The following is a 24610-nucleotide window of genomic DNA, read 5'->3' as shown; positions in this document are numbered from 1 at the left end:
AATCCTTATGCACGAGCACGTCACAAACCGTCAGTACCGCCACGGTCCATTTTCGGGATCGTTCGGGTCGTCCAGGGCCTTTTGCGTCAGGTGATAACACAGCAGGATCAAGCAAAAGAAGCCGGCCACCACCATACCGACTACAGCCCAGGATTTGAGATCCGCGCGAAAGGCCAGTGTCTCGGCATAGGACATGCCGCGATCGTTCAGGGTCCAGGCAATACAACCGAACACCACAGCGGCCGTGACGCCGAAAAATTGCAGTAGGAAAAAGAACAGGTGACGGAGCAAAGACATCATAGCCGCACCTCCTTACCGATAGAGTATATCACACCCCTTCGGCGGATTTAAGCCTTACCGCCGCCGCCCGCGCTTCCGGCGTGATCGAGGCGCCCGACAGCATCCGCGCCAGTTCTTCCAGCGCCTCATCGGCATCCAAACGCGCGACCTTCGACCGCATGCCATCACCATGGACGTGCTTGCTGACTTTCAGATGCGAATCGCCCCGCGCCGCGACCTGAGGACTGTGGGTGACGACGATCACCTGTGACCGTTCCGCCAGCCGCTTCAACCGCAAACCGACGGCATCCGCCACGGCACCACCGACACCTTGATCGACCTCGTCGAAGATCATCACCGGTCCCGTGGCATCTTCCCCACCACGACCGGCAAGGGCCGCCTTCAGCGCCAGGGCAAATCGCGCCAATTCCCCGCCCGAGGCGATGACACCCAAGCCGCCCCATTCGGCACCGGGATTGGTCTTGACCTCGAACTCGACGACATCGCCCCCGGCGGCCGTAAAACGTTCCGGCTCCAGCGCCTTCAAAGCCACGCGGAACCGCGCCTTGTCCAGTTTCAGCGGCGTCAGTTCGGCCATGACCGCGGCGCTCAATGTATCGCCGGCCGCCTGGCGCCGAGCCCGCAAAGCCACGACAGCAGCCTGGAAGACGCCTTGGGCCGCTGCAATCTGCTTATCCAGCCGCGCCAGGTGCGCGTCGAGATCTTCGATCCCGGTCAACGCCTTGGCGATTCGCACCCGTTCTGCCGGCAGATCATCGACCAGCACACCCAGCTTGCGCGCCATGGCCCGCAGAGCGAACAGTCGCTCCTCCACCCGGTCGAGTTGCCCAGGTTCCAGGTCCAGGCTGTTGCCGGCCTGATCCATCAGGGCCAGGGCCTCGTCAGCCGCGATCAGGGTGCGGTCCAATGCATCAGCCGCCGCCGTCAGACGCTGCAAAACTTCGTCCTCGCCGGTCGCCCCGGCCTGCATGGCACGCGTTCGGGCATGATCCAGGGCGCGGAAGGCCTTGGCCAGACGCTGCGACAGCAGATCCCCACCGACGGCGTCGCGCGCTTCTGTGATGTCTTCCAGAGCCCGTTCCGATGCCCCCAGCAAGGCGCGTTCCGACGCAAGCTGCCCCTCTTCTTCCGGCTGCGGGTTCAGCCGCTCCAGTTCCTGCAGCCGCTGTGTCAGGGTTTCCAGTTCTGCCTTGTCTCCCTGCGCGCGCTTGACCAGATCGCGGTGTTCGTCCTTCAGCGCCTTAAGCGCTTTCCACGCCTCGGCCACCTGGGCACGCTCGCTGTCACAGGCGCCATAGGCATCCAGCATGCCCAAGTGCGAACGCGCATCCAGCAGGCCGACGGTTTCATGCTGACCATGCACTTCCAGCAACGAGTCACCCAATGCCTTGAGCACGGCGACACTGACCGGCTGGTCGTTGACAAAGGCCTTGGATCGGCCGTCACGGCTGACCTGTCGCCGCAACAGCAGAGCTTCGCCAGGTTCCAGCGCAAGGCCCTTGTCTTCGAGGAAATCATAGACCGGATGAACCGCTGGCAATTCGAATTCCGCGGTCACGGAGGCCTGGTTGGCGCCGGCACGGATCAGGCCGGTATCGGCACGCGCGCCGGTGGCCAGGCCCAGGCTATCGAGCAGGATGGATTTGCCTGCGCCGGTTTCCCCGGTCAGGACACTAAGGCCCGGCTGGATGTCCAGTTCGAGGCGGTCAACAAGCACGACGTCATTGATGGTCAGGCGGGTCAGCATGGGTGCGGTCCGTGAGTCTCTCACCCATTAGAACGCATTTTCACGCATTCATCAAGAACATTTCAAGAACAAAAAATCGTCAGCCAGCGTCGGGGCGTAGGAAGCCGAACCAGCCCTTCTTGTTCGTCTTGGCATCGGGCGTCTCGGGGCCCTTCTTGCCGTTCGGATCGGGCGCGATCTCGGGGCGATCGCCCTTTTCCGTCAACAGCTTGTAGGCCGCGGCATACCAGCGGTCGCCGGGGTAGTTGTAGCCGAGCACGGCGCCGTTACGCATGGCTTCCTCGTGCAGGCCCATGACTTCGTTGGCTTCGACCAGACGGTAAAGGGCTTCCGGCGTGTGCGACGTCGTCTGATAGGTGCTCGCCACGGTCTTGAAACGGCCAATAGCCGCCAGGGGCTGGTTGTCGTTCAGATAATAGCGACCGATTTCCATTTCCTTGCCGGCCAGTTGGTCCTGCACCATGTCGATCTTAACGCGGGCATCCTTGGCATACTCGCTGCTGGGATAGCGGCGCACGACATCAGACAGCAGCGCCTGGGCGGCGGTCGTGGAAGCCTGGTCGCGTCCGACATCAACGATCTGTTCGAACGAGCAGATGGCCTTCATGTAATAGGCGTAGGGGGTCAATTCACTACCCGGATACAGATGGATGAACTGATCGGAAGCCGCCGAGGCCTCGGCATACTTGCCGGCCTGATAGTGAGTATAGATGGTCATCACGATGGCGCGGCGCGACCATTCCGAATACGGGTGCTGGCGTTGCACTTCCTCGAAATACTGGCCGGCCTCGTTCCACGACTTGTCGTCCAGCCGCTCCATGCCGGTGGCATAGAGCAGTTCCACCGGACGCTCCTCATAGACCAGGTGCTGTTCGTCGCCCTTGCCGGCGCAGCCCGAAAGCGCCGTCAGGGCCATGCCTGCGGCCAGAACCATTGCCGAAGTCTTGAAAAGCCGACCAGAGATCACGGAACACCCTCGAAAAAGCGTCCGCCCCGGACGCAGTGATGAAGTCTTTGAGGATATCTACACGATGGTCAAGGCATCGCCAACCGGAATTAACCGAAGTGTGGCTTAGCCGACATCCGCCAGAGCGACGCCACGAGTGACGACGCGGTAGGCATCCGGCCGCGACAGTAGTTCGCGAACAAGGGCATTATTAAGGCCGTGACCGGCACGAATTCCTTCAAACCTGCCAAGAATCGGCATGCCCAGGACGTACAGGTCGCCGATGGCGTCCAGCGCCTTGTGGCGAGCGAATTCATCCACGAAACGCAGGCCGCCTTCGTTCATAATGGTGTCACCGTCGATGACGATGGCATTGTCCAGCGAACCGCCACGCGCCAGACCGGCCTTGCGCAGGGCTTCGACGCCCTGCAGGAAGCCGAAGGTGCGGGCCGAGGCCAGCTCTTCGCGGAAGGATTGCTCGGTGACGACCAGATCGACTTCCTGATGGCCGATCGGCGTACCCGGAAAGTCGATTTCGAACCGGACCTCGAAACGGTCGCACGGCAGCAGGACGGCCGACTTGTCGCCGTCGACCACCTGGATCGGTTCCAGAATTTCGATAACCTGTTGCGGCAGGGCCTGACGGCGGAAGCCGGCCTGGTCCAGCAGTTGAACGAACGGCAGGGCCGAGCCGTCCATGATCGGCACTTCCGGACCATCCAGTTCGACAACCACATTGTCGAGGCTCATGGCGGCAAAGGCTGCCATGACGTGTTCGATCGTCGAGACAGAAACGCCCGATGAATTGGTGATGACAGTGCCGAGATTGGTCTTGGTGACGTTATGGGCCACGGCCGCGACGCGGTTATCCGTACCTTCGATGTCGGAACGCACGAAAACAACGCCGGTGCCGGTCGGCGCCGGGCGCACAACCATGCGCACAGGCACGCCCGTATGCAAACCCATACCGGCGATGATGGCTGCGTGGGCCAAAGTCTGTTCGTTCTGATCAGGCAACATGACGCTAAACCTACACTCTTCAAATGAAGAAAACGCTGTGTACCGCCCCAGCCGGGCATAAAAATCGCGACGCAACTATGTTACGTCCACGTCAGGTATCTCATTTTCAACATCCGTTCACAAACGAACTTCTATTTCGCTTTGTAACCACGTGCTTAATGCGGATTTAAGGTCACAGGCTCGGTTCAAACGCCGGACAAGCCCCACCTGGATCGCGCAAACCCGCGCGGCAGGCAGGAAGCGTTCTGTGCCGCGTTGCCAACGGCTTTGACGTTGGAGGCACTTGACCGCACCAAAGAAAAATCCAGGCCTTTCGACCTGGATTTCCACGCTTCTTAGAATTTGATTTCAGCGCCCTAAAACCGATTTGGATCGCGGCCGGCGACGTGGCTTCTGCCACGGCGTCAGTTAGCGAGGCGCCTTAAGAAAGAAGGTATTTCGAGATCATCCTCCGCTTCCATCGAGGGCTGCTCGACCGGACGGCTGGCCGGGTTGAGGTTGGATCTTTGCGGCGCAGGGACGTAACGGTCCTGAGCGGCTTCCTCGACCGCCTCGACCGGACCGGCTTGCGGCGCAGCGCCACGCTGCGGGAACAGGCCGCGCCAGAAGGACTCACGCCCCTCGTCTTCGGTCTGAAGGCGCGGCGTCGACTGCGGTTGCACCGGCTGGGCCGAACGGGCCGTCACCTGGGGCGCGGGTACGGCCGACGGCGTTTCCAGACGGGCATTTGTGTAGGGGTTGGGACGCGAAATGGACGGGGACGGCCGCGCAACCGGAGCCTCGACCGGCGGCTCGGGCCGGATTTCGGCTTCGGGCTGGGCAAAGAAACCGTCGTCGTCGGCCATCGGATCGACAATCTTGCTGATCACCTGCGGCTCAGGCGCCGGAGCCGGCGCAGCGCGTTCCTCGAACAGGCTGGAGCGCGCCGGGGTCAGGCTCGGCATGACCGGCGCCGGGCGGGCTTCGGCAGCCGGAGCTAACGGCGCGGACTGGGCTGCCGGCTGAGCCTGGCTTTCCTGACGGGCAGCGTAACCCATGCCGAAGGTCGGCGGGGGGATCTGTGCCTTGACAGGCGTGTTCAGCGGGGTCTGCAAGGCGACGCCGTCCATGCCGGTGGCCACCACCGACACGCGCAGCTTGCCATCCAGGCTCGGATCGAAGGCCGCACCGAAGATGATATTGGCTTCCGGGTCGACTTCCGACGAAATCGCATTGGCGGCTTCATCGACCTCATGCAGGGTCATGTCCAGCCCACCAGTCACATTGACCAGCACGGCCTTGGCGCCCTTCAGCGAGGTTTCGTCCAGCAGCGGGTTCTGGATGGCGTTCTGGGCCGCCAGGATCGCGCGGTCCTCACCGGAGGCCTCGCCCGTCCCCATCATCGCCTTGCCCATATCGGACATGACCGAACGGACGTCGGCGAAGTCGAGGTTGATCAGGCCCGGCAGCACCATCAGGTCAGTGATGGAGCGCACACCGGCGTGCAGCACCTGGTCGGCCATGCCGAAGGCTTCGGCAAAGGTGGTGCGCTCATTGGCGATGCGGAACAGGTTCTGGTTCGGAATGACGATCAGGGTGTCGACATAGCGCTGAAGCTCGGCGATGCCTGCATCGGCCAAACGCATGCGGTGGCGACCTTCAAAGGTGAAGGGCTTGGTCACCACGCCGACCGTCAGTATGCCACGCTCACGGGCGCACTTGGCGATGATCGGCGCCGCACCGGTACCAGTGCCGCCGCCCATGCCGGCGGTGATGAAGACCATATGGGCACCTTCCAGGTGCTCATTGATGATGTCGGACGATTCCTCGGCGGCGGTCATGCCGACTTCGGGATGCGCGCCGGCGCCCAGGCCCATGGTGATGCCGACGCCCAGCTGGATGCGGGCATCGGTACGGGAAAATTGCAGTTGTTGGGCATCGGTGTTGGCGACGACGAATTCCACGCCTTCCAGACCGGCCTCGATCATATTATTGACGGCGTTGCCACCGGCGCCACCGACGCCGAAGACCACGATACGCGGCTTGAGTTCCGTGGCGCGCGGTGCGGAAAGAGAAATACCCATGGGCTCGGACCAACCTTTCACAAATTTCCCCTTTCAGAGGCATGTCAAGCGGGGCGCTTCGCTGTCTCCTTTGGGTTCCGGACAGGAGACTACGAACATGCTTAACGAATTGTTACCCGATACCTTGAGTCGGGGCGTTTTGAAGTGCTTACGGTAATAAATTTTAAGAGAGGTTACCGAAACGTGGACGGTCTAGGGGTGAATCGCGTCCGAAATGAGTCAGGCAAGTTGTGAGGTTCGCGCATGGGATGAAATCGGGTTAAGACAACCCTAATATTAGCTCATACCAAAGGCAGTTAGGCTTGACCTTTCTTCGCCCACCCCGTTTTACGGGGAGGGTGGCGCGAAGCGCCGGGCGGGGCTCTTTTCTTTGGAGTCAAACTTAATGGCCGTTGGTATCCGACGCTGCGCCGTCGCATGCTGCCGAGGTCGGAGCGCCTCGCGCCGGGCGATGGCCGAAGCCATAATATCCTCTCCTGTCTTGGGAGAGAGGCGTCGCTTAAAGATTGCTCTTCAACCAGTCCACCACTCGACCGAGGATGTTGCCGCCGCCATTGGGGGCGTCCTTGGGGCCGATCTTGGCGGCCATGATCTTCTTGACCGGCACGACATCGCGCGGCCCGTACAGGGTGCGCAGGATCACGCCAGCCGTAGCGGCAAACGAAGGTCCGGCTGCGGCGTCGCCCAGATGCGGCACGCGCATCGGACGGCCCAGACGGACCGGACGGTCGAACACCCGGATCGCCAGTTCGCGCACACCGGCCAGTTGCGAGGCGCCACCGGTCAGGACGATGCCGGCGCCCGGCTCGATCTGGATGCCCGAGGCCTTGATCTTCTCGCGCAGCAGTTCGAAGGTTTCCTCAACCCGCGGCGCGATGATGCCTTTCAGGATAGAGCGCGGCACGATGATCGGCGCGCCGCCGCGTTCGTCGCCGCGCGGTGGCGCTTCGACGGTTTCACGGTCTTCGTTGGACGAGGCGATGGCCGAACCGTGCAGCGTCTTCAGCCGCTCGGCCCCGGCCAGGGTCGTCGACAGACCACGGGCGATATCGGCGGTGACGTGCTGGCCGCCGACATTCAGGCAATCCACATGGACCAACGTGCCGTTGGCGAAGATGGCCGCCGTCGTGCTGGAGGCGCCCATATCGATACAGATGCAGCCCAGGTCCTTTTCGTCTTCTTCCAGCGCTGCTACCGCCGCCGCCAGGGGCGCGGAAACAATAGCCTGGACCTCGAGATGGGCCTGGCTAACGCACTGCTGAATGTTGTTGAACACGCTCTCGTCAATGGTGACGACCAGCAGTTCCAGACCCAGGCTACGGCCGTTCAGTCCGCGCGGATCGCTGACGCCGGCCTGGTCGTCGACGCTCCACGACACCGGCAGCAGATGAATGGCGCGGCGGTTGGGGAAACGTACCTGCGCCAGGGCCGAGGCTATGGCGCGGTTGAGGTCGAGATCGGCAATCGGCTTCAGGCCCAGCGACACCTGGGCCGACACCTTGTGCGAGGCGGTCTGGGCGCCGGGGATGGTCACGCGCACACCCTGGATGGACACATTGGCCATGGCTTCGGCGCGTTCGACGGCCTGGGCGATGGCCTGAGACGCCGCTTCCATGTCGATGATCGAACCGGCGCGGATGCCGCGCGACTGAACGTAGCCGACACCGGCAACCCGGATCGACTGATCAGCGTGACGCGCGCCTTCCGGCCGCATGATGAAACAGCCGATCTTAGACGAACCCAAGTCCAGCGACGCAATCAGGCCGGTCGCAGCAACCGGGCGCGGCGCGCTCGCGGTCACGGGCTGGGGCGTGGTCCGTGCGCGCGGCGCAGGGACGTTAAGGCGGGCATTCTGGCGGTCTTCAAATCGTGACATGAGCTTCTTCTCTGGTCAGATCAAAGGTTTGGGCGGGCTTCGATAGGCACGACAACAAGGGCGGAGGGATCGAGGAGGTCGATTTCGGCGAACCCCTGGTCCAGCACACGCTGGCGCGTCATCAGGGTGTCCAGCGTATTCAAAGCCTGCTCCTGGTTCAGCGCCGGCAGCTTGATGATCGCGCCGTTTTTCAGATGGATATCCCAGCGCCGCGTATCGACCCGCACCAGGGCGTAGGTTTTCTGCATCAGGGCCGGACGGGTCTGCATCAGTTGCAGAATCTCGGTCGCCGTCTCGTTAGCGCCCTCACCCACCACCAGCGGCAGATCCAGGAATTTGCTGGAGTGAGCTTCCGGAATGACATGGCCCTGATCGTCGATGACTGTGTCACGGCCCTTGTACTGCCATACGGCTAGCCGCTCACGTTCAACGACCGACACCACCAGGACGCCCGGCAATTGGCGGCGGACACTGGCTTCCTTGACCCAGCCGATGGCTTCGAGGTCGCCCTGCAGCTTTTTCAGGTCCATCAGGGCGATGGGCTGGCCGGCGGTCAGGGATTTTTTCAGCACCTGTTTGATGGCCGGTTCAGCGTCGTCGCTGACGCCAACCAGATGAATGTTCTTGAGCTTCAGCCCCATGGCAGCCAGCCGGCTGTCGGCAAAGCCGGTCATGGCGGTGCTGAGCGCCTGGGCGCGCTGACCGGTGAACAGAACGACGCCCAGCAGCACGACCACGACGATCACGGCGAACCAGGCGCGCAGTTCGTTGGGGATGGCGACCGAGCCGACCACGCTGGTCTTGCCGCCGGCACCCTTACGGGCGGCCGGACGTTTGCCGGCCGGCTTGGCGCCACCACTCTTACCCTGGGCAGTGCCCGGGGCGGAAGTTTGACGTCGGCCACCACGAACGACGGCGGGCATGCGGATCTCCAGTACTCGAAATGCCTGAACCGGCAAGCTTAGCGGCGCGCCCGGAGCACGGACGCGCGGCGGGCAGGCCGACCTGACAGGTTAGGTGTCCATTCAACGCCATCGTCCTTAACAGAGTGATAACGAATCGATTTTTTGTAAGGTTTGATCAACCAAAACGGCCGCTGGCGAAGGAAATTCGCGATTGTTTTCGCGTTGCAATATGCCGGCCCCAATCGACCCTTAGCGGTTTGCCGTACATCCCGTTACGGCGCCTCTCCCCATGCCCAGCCTGTCGATAATAACAGCCAGTTACAATTACGAATCCTATATCGGCGAAACCGTGCGATCGGTCCTTAGCCAGGACCATAGCGATTGGGAGCTGATTATTGTCGACGACGGGTCCAGTGACAACTCCATGCAGGTCATCGCAGCTTTGGCTGCAACCGATAACCGAATTCGTCTGCTGACTCACCCCAACGGCCAGAACCGCGGCCTGGCGCGAACGCTGGAACTGGGCCTGCGCCATGCCCGCGGCGATCTGATCGCCTTTCTCGAAAGCGACGACCTGTGGCGTCCAGACTGCCTTAGCCGGCGTTACGACGCCTTCGTCCGCCATCCCGACGCCGACGTCCTGTTCAATGCCGTGGTACCGTTTGGTGACGAAGCCGAATGCCGGCGCTACCTGCGCGATGCCCAGGTGCGCGAACGCCGGCTGGGGCGCAAGGCGTGGCCGCGCTATATCGGCCGGATGATGCTGTTCGAGAACGTTATCCCGACCTTTTCAGCGGTGACGATCCGACGCGAGACCTTGAAGTTCATCGATCTCGATCCGCCGTTCGACTGTTTCGTCGACTGGTGGCTGTATTGCCAGTTGGCCCTGCGTCACCGGTTTTTCTATGTCGATGAGGCCCTGACCCTGTGGCGCAAACACCGCCGCAGCTACACCCGCAACACCGACACCAAGCGGCACCCAAGCTTGCAGGCCTTTACGCGGGCGCGGCTGGACATGTTCCAGGCGACGCCGAGCTGGCTGGTGAAGCGGGTCGCCCTGCCCGTCCTGCGCCGCCCGCGGCTGAAAAAACTGATCGGCGGCGCGATCCATCGGATTACGACGGCCTGGGCATCGTTTTGAAACGCATATCCGTCGTGTGACCTTACCGGCCCGCCCGGACAGAAAAAACGGGCGGAACCGAAGTTCCGCCCGCTCCATGTCATCCAAATCACAGAAATCTACTCTGCCGCGACGTTTTCGGTTTCTGGCACCGCCAGGTTCGACGACAGCTCGACCGCGACACCCGTCTCCTCATCCCGCACGATTTCCTCGCCGTTCAGGATCTTGGCAATCTCGTCCCCGGTCAGGGTTTCGATCTCGAGCAGGGTCTTAGCCAAACGGTGAAGCCCATCCAGGTTTTCAGTCAGGATGCGTTTCGCGTCATCATAACCCGTCTGGACCAGACGACGAATCTCTTCATCGATCTTCTGCGAGGTCGATTCAGAGACATCTCGGCCAAAAACGCCGTGTTCGTCTTCACTGTCCTTGTAGTTGACCAGGCCCAGCGTGTCGGAATAGCCCCAGCGCGTCACCATCGCCTTGGCCAGGCGCGTGGCCTGCTGGATGTCGGACGAAGCCCCCGAAGTCACCTTTTCCTTGCCGAAGATGATTTCCTCGGCCACCCGGCCGGCCATAAGGATGGCCAGGCGTGATGTCATCTGGACGTAGTTCTGCGAATAGCGGTCGCCTTCCGGCAACTGCATAACCATGCCCAAGGCCCTGCCACGCGGAATAATGGTCGCCTTATGGACCGGATCGGCTTCCGGCACCTTCAGCGCGACGATGGCGTGGCCGCCTTCGTGGTAAGCCGTATTCTTCTTTTCCACCTCGGACATGGCCATGGACTTGCGCTCTGCGCCCATCAGCACCTTGTCCTTGGCGTCTTCAAAGTCGCGCATGGTGACCAGCTTTCGGTCCTTGCGGGCCGCCATCAGTGCGGCTTCGTTGACCAGGTTGGCCAGGTCGGCACCGGAGAAACCAGGCGTCCCGCGGGCGATCACCTTGACGTCGACGTCGACGGCCAGGGGCACGGGCTTCATATGCACGCGCAGGATGGCCTCGCGTCCGCTCAGGTCGGGGTTGGGCACGGTCACCTGACGGTCGAAACGGCCGGGACGCAGCAGCGCCGTGTCCAGCACGTCCGGACGGTTGGTCGCCGCAATGATGATGATGCCTTCCTGGGCTTCAAAGCCGTCCATCTCGACCAGAAGCTGGTTGAGGGTCTGCTCGCGTTCGTCGTTGCCGCCGCCATGACCGGCGCCACGATGCCGGCCGACGGCGTCGATTTCGTCGATGAAGATGATGCAGGGTGCGTTCTTCTTGGCCTGGTCGAACATGTCGCGGACGCGGCTGGCGCCGACACCGACGAACATTTCGACGAAGTCCGAGCCGGAGATCGAGAAGAAGGGTACGCCGGCCTCACCCGCCACGGCACGGGCCAGGAGGGTCTTACCGGTCCCCGGAGGGCCGACCAGCAGGGCGCCCTTCGGGATCTTGCCGCCCAACTTCTGGAACTTTGACGGATCTTTCAGGAAGTCGACGACCTCCTGCAGTTCTTCCTTGGCTTCCTCGACCCCGGCCACGTCCTGGAAGGTGACGCGGTTCTTGTGTTCGGTCAGCAGGCGGGCCTTCGACTTGCCGAAGCCCATGGCCCCGCCGCGGCCGCCGCCCTGCATCTGGCGCATGAAGAAGATCCAGATGCCGATGATCAGGATAACCGGCAGCAAGGTGGTGATGACGTTCATCAGCAACGACATGCGGCCCGACTTGACGTCGTACTGAACATTTTTGGAGTCCAGCGACTCGATCAGATTGCGCTGATCGAACGGCGAGGTGCTGTGATATTTGACGTTGTCCTTGCCGACGGCGGTGATGTCGTCGTTATGGATGGTGACCTTGGCGATTGCATCGCCCTTGATCTTTGTGATCAGCTCCGAATAGGGGATTTCCTTCGGTCCCTGAGACAGGGGGGTGCTCCCGCCCTTCTGCTGGGACATATAGATATAGATCCCGAGCAATACCGCCAGAATCACGCCGATTATCGCCATCGACCGCAGGTTCATGCCTTACAATCCTCGTCTGGTCCCGCTGGGGACCGTCTTGCACATTTTCCCCCATATAGGGAGAGCCGTGTCGTTTCGCTACAGGACTTTTCCGGGCGGGATCACAAATCGGTTTCACGCTCGATCCGACAGACGCTGGCCAGCAAACGCGGCAGCACCCAGCAGCTCGTCGTCACCGTCTCATTATGCTTCTGCCCCGGTAGGCCATAAAGGGGCAATGCAAGATGCGGGCCTGAAACTTCCATCGCCGGCAAGCTTGCCCGCAGGTCCGGCGGCAGGGTTCTGAGAAACGCCCGATCACGGTCATCGAGCCGGCCACGGTCACGCCCGGTCGCGACGACACGACCCAAAAGCTGGAAGCGTCCGTCCCATAGATCCCCCTGCCCCGGCTCCGCATTTCGGCCGATGTCGCCCGCTTCGCGCAGCACATGGATGAAGCCGCCGGCCTGGCGGATTCGGGCGCCGGCCAGGGTGTGTGACCGGCCATCGGCCAGGCTTTCGTATAAGGTTTCGACTTTGTGACGGCGCGGCAGGCGATCACCACCACCGGCACAGACGGCGGCCGTCGCCAGCAGATGCAGCGCGGTATCGTTTGGCAGTTGGTAAAAGGCGTCGGCCTTGAACCGCAGGAGTCCGAGGGCGGACCAGCCTTCGGGGTCGTGCAACAGCGTCTCGACCTCGCCCCTCGGCAAACGCACCGGCGGCGGCAATGGCGCGCTGGTCAGCCCCAGCAAGGCCTGACGCGCCTGCACACGCAGAGACTTCGCATTTTCATTGGCGGGGTCATCGATCCAGGACAGCTTGCGATCCATCAGGTATTGGCGCAGGTCGGCACGGCGCGCGCTCAGTAGCGGCCGGCACAGAAAGACGCCCCTGCCATGGGGCCATACCGGCGACGGTGACCAGGTTTGCGGCGTACCGACATTGGAGCCATGCTGGCGCATGTAGGCGGCCTCGGCGACATCATCGCAGGTGTGGGCCAGGCAGACGACCTTGATGCCGGCCGCCCGCGCGGCTTCAGCGAGAAGGGCATGACGCGCCCCGCGGGCGGCGGCAGAGATGCCGGTCGTTGGCTTGTCGCCGCTCCAGGTCAGACGCGTAAAAGAGAGTTTGAGGTGCTTTGCGTGAGCGGCGACGGCATCGGCCCAAAGCCCGCTGTCGGCCTGGAGGGCGTGATCTACGTGAAAGACGTGCAGGGGCCGCCGGCCCCAATCGGCGAGTTGGTATAAAAGCGCAACCGAATCACCGCCCCCAGACACCGCAACCCCGATCGGACCGTCGCCGTTCAGGAGCGTGGAAAAATCGGAAATAACAGTGGGCCTGTTTGCAATCACCGCCCAGTACCCCTCATGCGCGAAGCGCCTTAGACGACGCCTCCGCAAGTCCTCGAAGGCACCTCGTTTACGCTGTCCATCTGACTTATCTGGCTTATCTGTGGATAGACCTTCTTGCCCAGGTTTAGCGACTTTGAACGTTCAGGATAGATCCCCGACAATCAGGCGACGAAACCCAAGGAAGAGTTGATCCACAGATAAGCCAGATAAGTCAGATGGACAGCGTCAACGCGCCTTACTCTGAAATGTCAAAACATCAGCGAGTGCGCTTCGCGCTTAGAACACCGCTACACTGCCCCGTCGAGGATCCTTCGCTCCAAAATCCTTATGGACAGACTAAGCCGCGCACTTGCTCCGGGTCTTGAGCGTCTTGGCCATCGACTTGTGTTCATTGGTCGCCGTCTTGGCATACAGCTTGTCGAACTGCGACAAGGCCAGGCAGGCGTCGCTCGGCCGGTTGGAATCCGTCAAAGCCCCCGCCAGTCGCACGGTTGCTTCCGGCGCCCACGACGTCTTGGGCCAGCCCTTCAGCGCCGTTGCATAGGCGGCAACGGCGCCGCCGGCATCCTGCTTCATGCTGCGGATCTGGCCCAGACGGAACCAGGCTTCCGGCAGTTGCGCCGCCTCAGGCCAGGTCGTCGTGAAGGCCTCAAAGGCGCGGCTGGCATCGTCCGTCTGGCCCGACGTCATCAAAGCAAAGGCCTGATCAAAGTCCCCCTCAGCCGATCCTGTCGAAGCCGGCGGCGGCGGCGGCGGCGCCAGCAGGGCGTCGATGTCCTTCAGATGGGCATCGGCATTGTCGGCGCGCCGCGACAGGACGTCGATGCGGGCATTCTGGGCGTTGACCGTCCCTTGCAGTTGCTGGTTGGCATACAGCGCCTCTTCCAACTGGCCGGTCAGGCGTGTGATCACGTCGGACTGCTCATCCTGCTTGCGCGACAGGCTGTCGACCGTGGCCTGCAAGGCGACCACTTCCGGGTCGGGCTCGATCAGGATCGGCGGTGTCTTCTTGTTCTCGACGCGGGCCACGGCGCGCTCCAGCTTGCGCACATTGCGGTCAAGCCGGTTGAGGCGCTTTTCGTCCCACGCACCCGCCGGTGTGGCCGGGCGGCCGAGGTCTTCTTCCTCATCTTCATCGCCGAAAATCTGTGCTTGCGACACCGACGGCAGGAAGGCCACCGTCGTCACCGCCCCGAACGCCAGGGTCAGCGCCACAATCGACGCACCCGCTGCCATCCGGCCGCGCGACGTCCACGTCACGATTTTTTGCGAAAATCCGTTATGCGCCATAGGCTCGTACCCCGCCCTTGTAAACTGTTACACATAAATGCCGGTCGAACGGCCTACCCTAGGGCTAACAGCATAGTCGGGCTGAAATAAGACGTAAACCCCAATTGTCCGACCTCCGCAGCGCGCATGAAAAAGGCCTCCCGCCGCAGCGGAAGGCCTTTCATCAGATGGGATCGAAAACTCAGTTGGCGCCCGAAGTGATCGCCGTATGGCCGTTCCGGTTTTGCTGCCAGGCATCCTCGTCAGCACCGGTGGCAATCGGTTGTTCCTTGCCATAGGAGATGGTCGAGATACGTGACGGCACAACACCCTTGGAGGTGAGGAAGTCGGCGACGGCCTGGGCACGACGCGCACCCAGAGCGAAGTTGTATTCACGCGTGCCGCGTTCGTCAGCATTGCCTTCGATGCGGATCTTGACGGCCGGATAGCGGACCAGCCAAGCGGCTTGAGCGGACAGGACGGCTTGCGCGTCGGCGCGGATCGACGATTGATCCGTGTCGAAATAGACGCGGTCGCCGACGTTGACGACGAAGTCCTGTTGCGAACCCGGCGTAACGCCGACGGGCGGCAGAGCAGTCTGCTTCGGGGGAACGGTCGGCTGAGTGGGCTGCGGTTGCGTCGTCACCACGTCGGGGGTCTTCGGCACCACCGGCTCGGCCTTCTTCGTACAGGCAGCCACCGAGGTCATAACAAAAGCTACCAGGGCCACCTTCACGATGGACTTAGTCGATAGGGTCATAATTGTTCCTCTCACGAAATTATGAAACCAGGGATATTTTTCATGGTTCTGCGACAATCGGATGTCACCTGAACTTATCGGCTGTCACGATGATATGCCTTTGTTAATTTGTCAAACTAAAGGCGGCATAAATTCCATCTGCAACGGCTTTTCGCGTAACGGATGAAAGCTTACGGAAGCAAGGGTGACCAGGCCGGATCCGACGCCCCGCCCGTATAGGGGACGGGTCGTTCGATGCGGCCATTGACCTCCACCATCCACAGCGACGGCATGCCGCCCGGCGGTTCGCGAAAGAACATGATGTAGCGGCCATTCGGCGCCCAGGTCGGCCCCTCCTCCAGGTAGGACGAGGTCAGCAGGCGCTCACCCGACCCATCCGGATTCATCACCCCGATCGAGAAACGTCCCTTGGACTGCTTGGTGAAGGCGATCAGGTCGCCCTTGGGCGAAAACACCGGCGTCGAGTAGAGCCCGCCGCCGAAGGTAATGCGGCGCGCCCCAGAACCGTCGGCTCCCATGACATAGATCTGGGGCGAGCCGCCGCGATCCGATGTAAAGGCGATGCGCGAGCCGTCGGCCGAGAAGGACGGCGACGTATCGATAGCCGGATCCGAGGTCAGGCGCGACAACGACCGGGTGTTCAGATTGGTGACATAGATGTCGGAATTGGCGCCCTGCGACACCGAAAACGCCAGCTTCGTGCCGTCGGGCGAATAGCGTGGCGCAAAGGCCATGCCACGCACCTGCGCCACCTGTTCCCCGCGCCGGGCCTCCAGGTCGTACAGGAAGATACGCGCGCTGTCCGCCGACAGGGCCATATAGGCGATTTCGGTACCGTCGGCGGAAAACCGCGGCGTGATGATCTTGCCCGAGCCCTCGACGGCCAGATACTGGGGATTGGCGCCGTCCTGATCCATCATGGCCAGCCGCTTGACCCGGTCGCCGCGCTTACCGCTTTCGGCAACGAAGGCGATACGCGTATCGAAATAACCCTTTTCTCCGGTCAGCCGCTCATAGATGGCGTCGGCATGCTTGTGCGCCAGCCGCCGCCACTGCTCGGGCGTAATCATGTGGCCGGCGCCTGGGAAGGCTTCCTTCTGGGAGTAGATGTCCCACACCCGAACATCCGCCTGCACCTGGCCGTTGGCGTTGATATAGGCGCGGCCATTGGCCAGGAACTGCGCGTTGATGGCGGTCCAGTTTTCCCAGGTCGGCGGCGAATTGACGTCCAGCGAGGTCTCGATAAAGGCGCGCGGATCGATCGGCGCGAAATAGCCCGAGCTCTGCAGGTCGTTGATGACCACCTTGGTCAGCTGCTCGCCGATAGTGTTGCCCGACGGATCCGTACCGCTGATCATAATAGCGATCGCCAGAGGCTGAACGTCCGCCTCATCGACCGTGCCGCGCAAGGGCCCCTGGCTCTGGGCAGCAACCGACCCCGCCATCGCGGTCAGGGCACCCGCCGCCGGAAGCGTGTGCAAAAGCGTCCGGCGGGACAGGGAGGGGAAAGTCTTCGTCATGACTTGGCTTCCTTAATAATCTCGACACACCGAAACGGCACTGAATTGAACCTCTAAAGTCCTGTCGTATAAATCCGGGCCCAGGCCAGAATATGGCTGACCCGAAGTTACTGCGTACGCCGCCTGCCGATACGCGGTCTGAAGCGCCGGCTTGGGGCTCGGGTTCACCCACACCGGCTCTTCGGCAATCCGACCATTCGCCGAGATCCGAAACTGGACCTCGATCTTGGCCTTTCGCACCGTGGCATCCTTGCAGTCGACGTTCCAGCGTCGCGCCATCCCACGAACCAGGCCGGTCATGTTGGCGCGTGCGCCTGTGTCATCCCGCGGCCTTACGGCTGACGTCCCCGACGGACGCGTAGACAGATCGCCTGACGGCTTGGCCAGTGACTCCAGCCAGGCCGAATCGTCCTGCGGACTTTCCGTCTGACCTGGCCCTGCCACGGCGGTCCAGGCCGACATGGCAATCGCAAGCCCCAGAATGCCTCCCGCTCTAATAGCCACGGCAGACCTTTTCCGCATCGAACTCGACTTCAAGGTCGCGTTCATACAGCCCATCCGAAAGGTCTGTGAAGGGCGCCCCGCGATTGACAGCCGCAATGGCGAGTTGCGAGTTTGAAACCCATACGGCGTCGGAACGGCGATTGACCCATGTCGGCCCCTTAATCAGGCGTCCGCTCCGCGAAAGTTGGAACCCGACCACAATCTTGACCTGGCGCGTGCCGGGAATATCGCAATTCAGTCGCCACAAGCGCCCCAATCGCTTGGTCAGGGCCGCCATTTCCGCCTTCTCCCCGGCATCCTGTGGCCCGGAGCCGTTCAACGACCCGCCATTCCTTTGCTGGGTATTGGGATTGGCGCGGCCCTTGTTTTTCGGGGCCGGCGGCGGATTGCTAAGATTGTCGAGGTCCAGGGTCTTAGGCTGCGGTGCTTTCTTGTCAGGCACCGGCGCCTTCTTGCCCTTGGGGTCGGGCGGCGCCTTATCCTTCTTTATTGGCTCAGGCTTCTTGTCGGGCTTCGCCGGGGCAGCAGGCTTCTGCGGCTCCGGCGCAGGTTGCGCGTCCGGTTCCGGCACAGCGACATCCGCTTCCGAAGGGACAGGCTCCGGCTTATTGACCGCCAGTTCGTCGACAGGCGTCGCCACCATCTCCCGGCTGGTCACATCCGAAATGATTTCAACCGCCACCGCTGTCACACGAACGGGTTTGGCGGACGTCGCCCAGCCGATATAGGCGATCGCCAGCAAGCCCGCGTGCAGGAGAATCGAAACCAGCCATGACGGAAGGTGACGCTGCATAGGACTTAAGACGATGCCCCCGTACCGGCCGCTGCGGAAGACGCGGCCCCGCCGGAGGTCTTACCCATCGGATCGGTGACGATGCTGATCTTGGTGAAGCCGGAACTCGACAACTTGCCCATTACCTGAGCGACCATTTTCCACGAGGAATCGCCATCGCCGCGGACATAGATCGGCCGATCTGTTTCACCTTGCGTCATGGCCACCAGGCGCGGAGCCAGGGTGTCATAGCTTACCGGATTGTCGTTGACATAGAGGCGGCCGGCACGGTCGACCGACACGGTGATCGGATCGCTCTCTTCCTTGAGCGCGGCGGCTTCGGTCTTGGGCAGGTTGATATCGATGCCCGAATTGAGCAGCGGCGCCGAGATCATGAAGATGATCAGCAGGACCAGCATGACGTCGACCATCGGGGTGACGTTGATTTCGGAGAGGGCTGAACGGCGGCGGACACGGCGATTGCCGCGGCGGCTGCCTCCCGATCCGGCAGAACCCATGGCCATCGGATCAGCCCCCCAGCTTTTCGCCAAGACGACGCGTCAGCGACACCATCAATTCATCGGCAAAGCTTTCCATGCGGCTGGCGAAGCGCGACACCTTGGCATTGAACAGGTTGAAGGCGACATAGGCCGGAATAGCGGCGAACAGACCCATGGCCGTGGCGAACAGCGCTTCGGAAATCGCCGGGGCGACGGTTGCCAGGTTGGTGTCACCCTGGGCGGCGATGGCCGAGAACGCATTCATAATGCCCCACACCGTGCCGAACAGCCCCAGGAAAGGCGTTGCGGTGGCGATGACGGCCAGGATCGACAGGCCGTCTTCAACGCTGTCGGCTTCAGAGGTGACGATATGCGACATTTCGCGATCGACCTGAGCCATCAGCAGTTCACCCTGGGTCGGGTTCATCGGCTTGCCCTTATAGTCGCGCCACGCCGAGGTCACGGTCACCAGCAGCTTCTGGAACGGTTCCTTGGGATGAGGCCCCAGCGCGGCGGCGATATCATCGAGCGCGCGCCCGGAGCCAAGCGCCGATTCGAAGGTATCAGCCTCCTTGTTGATCTTACCCAGGGACAGCGACTTCTGCACGATGATCGCCCACGACCACAGCGACGAGAAGACCAGAACGATCATCACCACCTTGACCACCAGGTCGGCGTTCATGAACAGGTCGATAAAATCCAGCGAGACAGGAGAGGCAGTTCCGGCGCTCATAATGCACCCCCAAAAACAGTTAATGCCCAAAAATAGGTCCACGATACGTGGCTAGGCCATATGTGAAGCACTTTGCCCCAAGTTTCACGACAATTCTATGGCGTGCAAGCACGTTTAGAAAAAGTGTCAGCATCTTTTTCGTAAAACTGCACCAAAGAGAAAGAGAGACATGACCCCCTATTCGGGTTTTTTATCGGTAACCGTGTGATTTATAGCGTTAACAAGCAAACGCGGCAGCCGCCGGGGGCGCCCATCGAAGCCGATACAGACCGCATCGAAGTGCGCTTCGCACAACAGCACGCCGTCGCGTTCGATTCGCTGATGCAGGAAGAACTGCGCGCCTTTGACACCGGTAGAGCGCGACCGGACCAGGACGATATCGTCGATCTTGGCGGGCGCCTTGTAGGTGATGTCGATATGGGTGACGGCGAAGGCCAGTGGCGGGTCCATCTGGGCCAGTTCGTAATGATGCACACCGATCAGGCGCAGATAGTCGGACCGCCCGCGCTCGAAAAACTTCATATAGTTGGCGTAATAGACGACACCGGAAAAGTCGGTATCTTCATAATACACACGCACCAGCAGATGATGCTCATCGCCGACCAGGCGGCCGGCCAGGGACTGTTCGGGAATATCGCTCATGGGCTGTTTGTAGCCCGCCAAAGGCAGATTGGGAACCACGGATGGACACAGATAAACACGGATCTTGAGCCAACCTTGAGACGTTGCGCCGTCAAGCGGCAACGTCTCAAGGTATGTAACCGCGAATGAACGCGAATAAGCGCGAATGAGAGCACGCCGAAGGCGCATCCGATAAGGCCTGGCCTACGCGCCAAAACAATACGACCTGATATTCGCGCTTATTCGCGTTCATTCGCGGTTACAATATTCGATGGCACCGCTTAAGCGCTGCGCATCAGAATGACCTGAAATCCCTATTTATCTGTGTCCATCCGTGGTTCCAAATTCGGAGGGTGTCACTGCACAAAGGGTCACGGCGTATCCCGTAGGGCGCACACCGGACCGCGCAGTTGTGTCCGCGCATACGGACCGCTGGTGGTAAAGTCGATATAGGCCTTGTCCCCGCCATAGGCCGGCCACTGCGGCAACCCGGGACCGTTGGGATTGCCCGTCGTCGCAAAGGCCACCCAATGATCCAGCAACGGCGGCCACACCGCATCCCCCTGCCCGTCCGGCCGCGGGTTCATCACAAAATTCAGTTCCGAGCCGTGGTGGATCTTGCCGTCCTTATCGACACCCAGATGATAGAGGTACGCCTCATTCCCCGCCTGCGTCATCTGCGCCGCAGTCCAGTCCGCCGGGCAGCGCATCATGATATCGGTCGAAATCTGCATTGCTGTATCGCCCAGCAGAGGATCAGCCTTGGGCGGCTTACCCTTGTCGATCCGGTAAAAGCTCATCGCCCTGAACCGCCCCAGCCCAAAGGCGTTGAACACCGCCTTGTAGATATTGGCCTCCCCGCCGTGCAGGCCCAGTTCCTGCGCCGAAACACCGATGATCAGCGGCACTCTGGCCGCCTCACCGGCGCGGAATACGTCCTGCGGCGCCCGCGGCAAGGCCTTGCCGTCGACGATGGCCTGCAACCAGATGAAGGAAGCGTCCTCGACCGGTGGCGGGATCTTGTCGGTCAGTTCCTGGATCGAGATGGCCGGCTGGCGGCGCAGATCGGCCAGGGCCTGGGCGCTGTCGGGCGGACTCATGCTGATCTCGCTGGCCAGTTCAACCCCGATGGCCTCGTTTTGCGCCAAGGTGCGCGCCGGCAAACCGAACTGCGGCGGACCCGACTGCGAGATCGCCTTATGGAACAGCCCCTTGGCCAGCGGCGAGGTCAGCAACAGGCCGACATCCTGGGCGCCGGCGCTGTGACCAAAGATCGTGACATTGCCCGGGTCACCGCCAAAGGCCGCAATATTGTCGCGCACCCATTCCAGCGCCTTGACCTGGTCCATCAGGGCATAGTTGCCGGACGCCCCGCCCTGCTCCTGCGTCAGGGCCGGATGCGACAGAAACCCCAGCGCGCCCAGACGATAGGGGATCGAAACGATGACCACACCCTTGGGCGCAAAGCCGGCCATGACCGTGCCGGTGGCACCACCGGCGCGATTGGCCCCGCCATGGATAAAGACCATGACCGGCAGCTTTCTTGCCGTGTCGGGCGTACGAACCTCGAGATAGAGACAGTCCTCGGAACTGGACCTGGACATCGCCGACTGCCAGCCGAGATCGACCTGCAAACAGGCCGCCGCGGACTCCGTGGCGTAGCGCACACCTTGCCACGGCGTAGGGTCCTGTGGCGCCCGCCAGCGCAAATCACCCACCGGCGGTCGGGCAAACGGCACAGCGCGGAAGACGTGGCTGCCGTCCCACAGCGCCTCGCCGCCCAACTGACCGGCAGTGGTCGCGACCACAATATCCGGCCGAGCACCTGCTGGCGCGGGTGGGGCCGGAGGCGGTGCTTCAACAGTCTGCTGCGCGATCGGTTCGCCGTGAGCGGGCGGCACCTGAACAGGCGCGAGTTGCACGGACTGGACCTGAACAGGCGGCGCCGTCATGACGGTCGGTGGCGCCACCTTCGGCCTTCCAGGCGGAATGACCAGGTTGAAACGACCGTTGGGACTTTTGGGCGGCGGGGTCTGGGCAGCGGCTGTTGTTGCCAGCACCGCTACGGTGAGACCGATCAGACTGTTCCGGATCATGATTCCGCCCCTGTTTTTCTTGAGCTTGGCAAAAATCCGCCGCAGCGACAAGCGCAGACTCACACCGACGTTTTGGGCTAGTGCCCCTGAGCCCACAAATAGGCGGCGCCCCGCACGCCGGAACTATCGCCCCACTGGGCCGGCTTCAGCTCCGCCTGCCAGCCGTCACTGAACACGTGCGGCAGGATCTTAGCCGGCAGACGGTCATAAATTTCATGCACGTTGGACAGCCCGCCGCCGAATACAAACGCATCGGGGTCCAGCATATTGACGGTCACCGCCATGGCCCGGCCCAGCCGGTCCATCAGGCGATCGAAAGCGGCTTCGCATTCTGCATCACCGGACCGCATGCCATTGATGATCTCCTCGCTGCGCAGCGCCTTGCCGGTCACGGCGTGGAAATCTCGGGCGAAACCGGTGCCCGACACCCAGGTCTCCAAACACCCCTTATGGCCGCACCAGCAGGTCGGTCCGGGAAATTCTTCAGGTTTTTGCCACGGTAGGGGAATATGGCCCCATTCGCCGGTCAGCCCGTTGGCGCCTTCGATCAGATGACCATCGATCACCAGGCCGCCACCACAGCCGGTACCAACGATGATCGCAAAAACGGATTTCAGTCCCTTGGCGGCGCCATCGATCGCTTCACTGAGCGCCAGGCAGTTGGCGTCGTTGGCCAGGCGGACCGGGCGCTTGATAGCGGCCTCCAGGTCCTCACGAAAGGTCATGCCGTTCAGCCAGGTCGAATTGGCGTTGCGCATCACACCGGTACGCGGACTGACCGAACCGGGCGCGCCGACCCCGATGGTGGCGACGCGGGTGGCCAGGCTGGGATCGGCCTGCTTGGCTTCGGCTTCGACCCGGGCGATCAACTGGCAGACCGTCTCAAGCGCGTCCTTGTAATTGCCCGGGTTGGGTTCACGCTGACGCGACAGGAAGGTACCATTCTGCGACAGGGCTGCCGCTTCGATCTTGGTTCCCCCAAAGTCTACACCGACATACAGCATTAAATTTTCAGTCTTTGTTTTAAGAATTCGAAAGCAGAAAAAACCCCCGGGTTTTGACACCCGGGGGCCGTTACCAAACGCGATTTAGTGACCCGAGCTGACGCCTTCTTCGATGGCGTGAGTCGGGGCCTTCTTGGCCGCAAAAGCAAACCACAGGACGTAGACGTAGCAGATCAGCGGAGCGATGAAGCCCATCGACATGCTGCCGGTCATTTCCTGGATCTTGGCAAAGGCCAGCGGCAGGAAAGCGCCGCCGACGATGGCCATGCAGAGCAGACCCGAGGTCGCCGAGGTCGGCGCCGAGGAACGTTGCAGGGTCAGCGTAAAGATGGTCGGGAACATGATCGAGTTGAACAGGCCGATCAGCAGTGCCGCAAAGGCCGGGATCAGGCCGGTGGTCACCGGAACTTCCGTCAGGATGACATTGATCATGCCCTCATGCGCCGAAGGAATCAGGTCCTTGGTGAAGATAACCACCAGGCTCAGCGCGATGGCGCCGACAGCCACGAAGGCCAGCAGATAGTAGTCCTTGACCACCCGCAGCAGGGCCGAACCGGTGAAACGGCCGATCATGGCGAACAGCATGTAGAAGGTGGTCAACTGACCCGCCGATTGGGCTTCGATGTTCAGGATGTTCTTCTGCTCGAGGAACAGGAGCAGGTTGAGGGAGATAGCCACTTCGGCGCCGACATACAGGAAGATGCCGAGCGAGCCGAGATTGGCCCATTTCGAGGTCAGGGCAACGAACGGCAGAACCAGCTTGCCGGTCTTCGGAGCCGCAGCCGTGATCTTGTGACGGACCAGGAAGATAGCGATGATGAAGGCCAGAAGCGCACAGCCGATACCGAGATAGACGTTCGAGACGAAGCCCAGGGCTTCTTCACGCATGACATCGGTGATGACCACGTCTTTTTCGAAGATTTCGCCGTTCAGCAGGAACTTGGCGCCGAAGAACAGGCCACAGGCCGCACCCAGTGAATTGAACGACTGCGACAGGTTTAGGCGGAAGGCCGAGCCTTCAGGCTTGCCCATCGAGGCGATCAGCGGGTTGGCGGCAACCTGAAGCAAGGTCACGCCCGAGGCCATGACGAACAGGGCGATCAGGAAGATGGTGTAGACGTGCATGTGCGCGGCGGCGATCGCCATAAAGCAACCGATAACGATGCCGGCCAGACCGACCATCACCGAATTGGCATAGCCAATCTTGGAGAGGAAAGCCGCCGACGGCAGCGACATCACACCGTACGCGATAAAGAAGGCGAAACCGGTAAGGTTGGCCTGGACTGGGGTCAGGGTGAAGACGGTCTTCATCGTCTTCAACAGCGGATCGAGAAGATTGGTAACCAGCGCCCATATAAAGAAGAGCGCTGTCACATAAACAACCGCCAGGGCGAGACCGCCAACTGGTTTGGTTGCGGTTTGAGATTCTGACATTTTACCTGCCTGTACACGTTATGCGATGAGTGACGCGGCGCGACCCTGACCTCACCGATTAATTAAATCAAATTGCAAAAAGC

21 protein-coding genes are annotated in these 24610 nt (G+C 61.7%); 1 reads left to right on the top strand and 20 read right to left on the bottom strand.

Features of this window, described 5'->3' with window-relative positions; genetic code table 11:
- Nucleotides 1-30 precede the first annotated feature (30 nt).
- The 7 genes from ABI_RS08795 to ABI_RS08765 form a co-directional block, all read right to left on the bottom strand.
- Nucleotides 31-300 carry a hypothetical protein gene (locus ABI_RS08795; protein WP_006272572.1) on the bottom strand — a complete coding sequence of 90 codons (270 nt, stop codon included), beginning with the start codon at nucleotides 298-300 and terminating at the stop codon, nucleotides 31-33.
- Nucleotides 301-328: 28 nt separating this feature from the next.
- Nucleotides 329-2047: a DNA repair protein RecN gene (recN, locus tag ABI_RS08790; RefSeq protein WP_006272571.1), complete on the bottom strand. Its 1719-nt coding sequence runs from the start codon at nucleotides 2045-2047 to the stop codon at nucleotides 329-331.
- A gap of 79 nt (nucleotides 2048-2126) precedes the next feature.
- Nucleotides 2127-2981 (bottom strand): outer membrane protein assembly factor BamD, encoded by an 855-nt coding sequence (locus ABI_RS08785; RefSeq protein ID WP_083811435.1) that lies wholly within the window; start codon nucleotides 2979-2981, stop codon nucleotides 2127-2129.
- A 138-nt stretch (nucleotides 2982-3119) separates the two neighbouring features.
- A complete protein-coding gene (gene lpxC, locus ABI_RS08780) occupies nucleotides 3120-4013 on the bottom strand; it encodes a UDP-3-O-acyl-N-acetylglucosamine deacetylase (RefSeq protein ID WP_040308730.1) in 894 nt (297 codons plus the stop codon).
- A gap of 404 nt (nucleotides 4014-4417) precedes the next feature.
- Complete coding sequence (ftsZ, locus tag ABI_RS08775; RefSeq protein WP_006272568.1) at nucleotides 4418-6076, bottom strand: cell division protein FtsZ; 1659 nt, start codon at nucleotides 6074-6076, stop codon at nucleotides 4418-4420.
- A 499-nt stretch (nucleotides 6077-6575) separates the two neighbouring features.
- On the bottom strand, nucleotides 6576-7952 hold the full coding sequence (gene ftsA, locus ABI_RS08770; protein ID WP_040308729.1) for a cell division protein FtsA: 1377 nt from the start codon (nucleotides 7950-7952) through the stop codon (nucleotides 6576-6578).
- A 20-nt stretch (nucleotides 7953-7972) separates the two neighbouring features.
- Nucleotides 7973-8875 carry a cell division protein FtsQ/DivIB gene (locus ABI_RS08765; protein WP_006272565.1) on the bottom strand — a complete coding sequence of 301 codons (903 nt, stop codon included), beginning with the start codon at nucleotides 8873-8875 and terminating at the stop codon, nucleotides 7973-7975.
- A 271-nt stretch (nucleotides 8876-9146) separates the two neighbouring features.
- On the opposite strand from ABI_RS08765, the gene ABI_RS08760 reads away from it, so the two are divergent.
- A complete protein-coding gene (locus ABI_RS08760; RefSeq protein WP_006272564.1) occupies nucleotides 9147-9998 on the top strand; it encodes a glycosyltransferase family 2 protein in 852 nt (283 codons plus the stop codon).
- 98 nt (nucleotides 9999-10096) lie between these two features.
- Here ABI_RS08760 and ftsH read toward each other — a convergent pair whose 3' ends face one another.
- The 13 genes from ftsH to ABI_RS08695 form a co-directional block, all read right to left on the bottom strand.
- Nucleotides 10097-11980, bottom strand: a complete 1884-nt coding sequence (ftsH, locus tag ABI_RS08755; RefSeq protein WP_006272563.1) for an ATP-dependent zinc metalloprotease FtsH — start codon at nucleotides 11978-11980, stop codon at nucleotides 10097-10099.
- Nucleotides 11981-12081: 101 nt separating this feature from the next.
- Nucleotides 12082-13314, bottom strand: a complete 1233-nt coding sequence (tilS, locus tag ABI_RS08750; RefSeq protein WP_006272562.1) for a tRNA lysidine(34) synthetase TilS — start codon at nucleotides 13312-13314, stop codon at nucleotides 12082-12084.
- A 336-nt stretch (nucleotides 13315-13650) separates the two neighbouring features.
- Nucleotides 13651-14574: a tol-pal system YbgF family protein gene (locus tag ABI_RS08745; protein ID WP_245531315.1), complete on the bottom strand. Its 924-nt coding sequence runs from the start codon at nucleotides 14572-14574 to the stop codon at nucleotides 13651-13653.
- A gap of 211 nt (nucleotides 14575-14785) precedes the next feature.
- Nucleotides 14786-15343, bottom strand: coding sequence for a peptidoglycan-associated lipoprotein Pal (pal, locus tag ABI_RS08740; protein ID WP_085930182.1), 558 nt, complete (start codon nucleotides 15341-15343; stop codon nucleotides 14786-14788).
- A gap of 170 nt (nucleotides 15344-15513) precedes the next feature.
- Nucleotides 15514-16842: a Tol-Pal system beta propeller repeat protein TolB gene (gene tolB, locus ABI_RS08735; RefSeq protein WP_374188343.1), complete on the bottom strand. Its 1329-nt coding sequence runs from the start codon at nucleotides 16840-16842 to the stop codon at nucleotides 15514-15516.
- 33 nt (nucleotides 16843-16875) lie between these two features.
- Nucleotides 16876-17325 carry a cell envelope integrity protein TolA gene (gene tolA / locus ABI_RS26745; protein WP_157138751.1) on the bottom strand — a complete coding sequence of 150 codons (450 nt, stop codon included), beginning with the start codon at nucleotides 17323-17325 and terminating at the stop codon, nucleotides 16876-16878.
- A 31-nt stretch (nucleotides 17326-17356) separates the two neighbouring features.
- Nucleotides 17357-18160, bottom strand: a complete 804-nt coding sequence (tolA, locus tag ABI_RS08725; RefSeq protein WP_040308727.1) for a cell envelope integrity protein TolA — start codon at nucleotides 18158-18160, stop codon at nucleotides 17357-17359.
- 5 nt (nucleotides 18161-18165) lie between these two features.
- A complete protein-coding gene (locus tag ABI_RS08720; protein ID WP_006272557.1) occupies nucleotides 18166-18663 on the bottom strand; it encodes an ExbD/TolR family protein in 498 nt (165 codons plus the stop codon).
- A 4-nt stretch (nucleotides 18664-18667) separates the two neighbouring features.
- Entirely contained in the window at nucleotides 18668-19372 is a 705-nt protein-coding gene (gene tolQ, locus ABI_RS08715; RefSeq protein ID WP_006272556.1) for a protein TolQ, read from the bottom strand.
- A gap of 177 nt (nucleotides 19373-19549) precedes the next feature.
- Nucleotides 19550-20014, bottom strand: coding sequence for a YbgC/FadM family acyl-CoA thioesterase (locus tag ABI_RS08710; protein WP_006272555.1), 465 nt, complete (start codon nucleotides 20012-20014; stop codon nucleotides 19550-19552).
- Between the two features lie 350 nt (nucleotides 20015-20364).
- Nucleotides 20365-22089: a carboxylesterase/lipase family protein gene (locus ABI_RS08705; RefSeq protein ID WP_157138750.1), complete on the bottom strand. Its 1725-nt coding sequence runs from the start codon at nucleotides 22087-22089 to the stop codon at nucleotides 20365-20367.
- A 77-nt stretch (nucleotides 22090-22166) separates the two neighbouring features.
- Nucleotides 22167-23093 carry an ROK family protein gene (locus ABI_RS08700; protein ID WP_006272553.1) on the bottom strand — a complete coding sequence of 309 codons (927 nt, stop codon included), beginning with the start codon at nucleotides 23091-23093 and terminating at the stop codon, nucleotides 22167-22169.
- An 84-nt stretch (nucleotides 23094-23177) separates the two neighbouring features.
- Complete coding sequence (locus tag ABI_RS08695; RefSeq protein ID WP_006272552.1) at nucleotides 23178-24527, bottom strand: sugar MFS transporter; 1350 nt, start codon at nucleotides 24525-24527, stop codon at nucleotides 23178-23180.
- Nucleotides 24528-24610 lie beyond the last annotated feature (83 nt).

The organism is Asticcacaulis biprosthecium C19, assembly GCF_000204015.1.
Classification (GTDB): Bacteria; Pseudomonadota; Alphaproteobacteria; order Caulobacterales; family Caulobacteraceae; genus Asticcacaulis; species Asticcacaulis biprosthecius.
This window is presented reverse-complemented; position numbering and strand designations above follow the sequence as displayed.

Coding starts and splice junctions, on each gene's coding strand:
- ABI_RS08795 (WP_006272572.1), bottom strand. CDS start 300: ATGATGTCTTTGCTCCGTCACCTGTTCTTTTTCCTACTGCAATTTTTC.
- recN (WP_006272571.1), bottom strand. CDS start 2,047: ATGCTGACCCGCCTGACCATCAATGACGTCGTGCTTGTTGACCGCCTC.
- ABI_RS08785 (WP_083811435.1), bottom strand. CDS start 2,981: ATGGTTCTGGCCGCAGGCATGGCCCTGACGGCGCTTTCGGGCTGCGCC.
- lpxC (WP_040308730.1), bottom strand. CDS start 4,013: ATGTTGCCTGATCAGAACGAACAGACTTTGGCCCACGCAGCCATCATC.
- ftsZ (WP_006272568.1), bottom strand. CDS start 6,076: ATGGGTATTTCTCTTTCCGCACCGCGCGCCACGGAACTCAAGCCGCGT.
- ftsA (WP_040308729.1), bottom strand. CDS start 7,952: ATGTCACGATTTGAAGACCGCCAGAATGCCCGCCTTAACGTCCCTGCG.
- ABI_RS08765 (WP_006272565.1), bottom strand. CDS start 8,875: ATGCCCGCCGTCGTTCGTGGTGGCCGACGTCAAACTTCCGCCCCGGGC.
- ABI_RS08760 (WP_006272564.1), top strand. CDS start 9,147: ATGCCCAGCCTGTCGATAATAACAGCCAGTTACAATTACGAATCCTAT.
- ftsH (WP_006272563.1), bottom strand. CDS start 11,980: ATGAACCTGCGGTCGATGGCGATAATCGGCGTGATTCTGGCGGTATTG.
- pal (WP_085930182.1), bottom strand. CDS start 15,343: ATGACCCTATCGACTAAGTCCATCGTGAAGGTGGCCCTGGTAGCTTTT.
- tolA (WP_157138751.1), bottom strand. CDS start 17,325: ATGTCGGCCTGGACCGCCGTGGCAGGGCCAGGTCAGACGGAAAGTCCG.
- tolA (WP_040308727.1), bottom strand. CDS start 18,160: ATGCAGCGTCACCTTCCGTCATGGCTGGTTTCGATTCTCCTGCACGCG.
- ABI_RS08720 (WP_006272557.1), bottom strand. CDS start 18,663: ATGGCCATGGGTTCTGCCGGATCGGGAGGCAGCCGCCGCGGCAATCGC.
- tolQ (WP_006272556.1), bottom strand. CDS start 19,372: ATGAGCGCCGGAACTGCCTCTCCTGTCTCGCTGGATTTTATCGACCTG.
- ABI_RS08710 (WP_006272555.1), bottom strand. CDS start 20,014: ATGAGCGATATTCCCGAACAGTCCCTGGCCGGCCGCCTGGTCGGCGAT.
- ABI_RS08705 (WP_157138750.1), bottom strand. CDS start 22,089: ATGATCCGGAACAGTCTGATCGGTCTCACCGTAGCGGTGCTGGCAACA.
- ABI_RS08700 (WP_006272553.1), bottom strand. CDS start 23,093: ATGCTGTATGTCGGTGTAGACTTTGGGGGAACCAAGATCGAAGCGGCA.
- ABI_RS08695 (WP_006272552.1), bottom strand. CDS start 24,527: ATGTCAGAATCTCAAACCGCAACCAAACCAGTTGGCGGTCTCGCCCTG.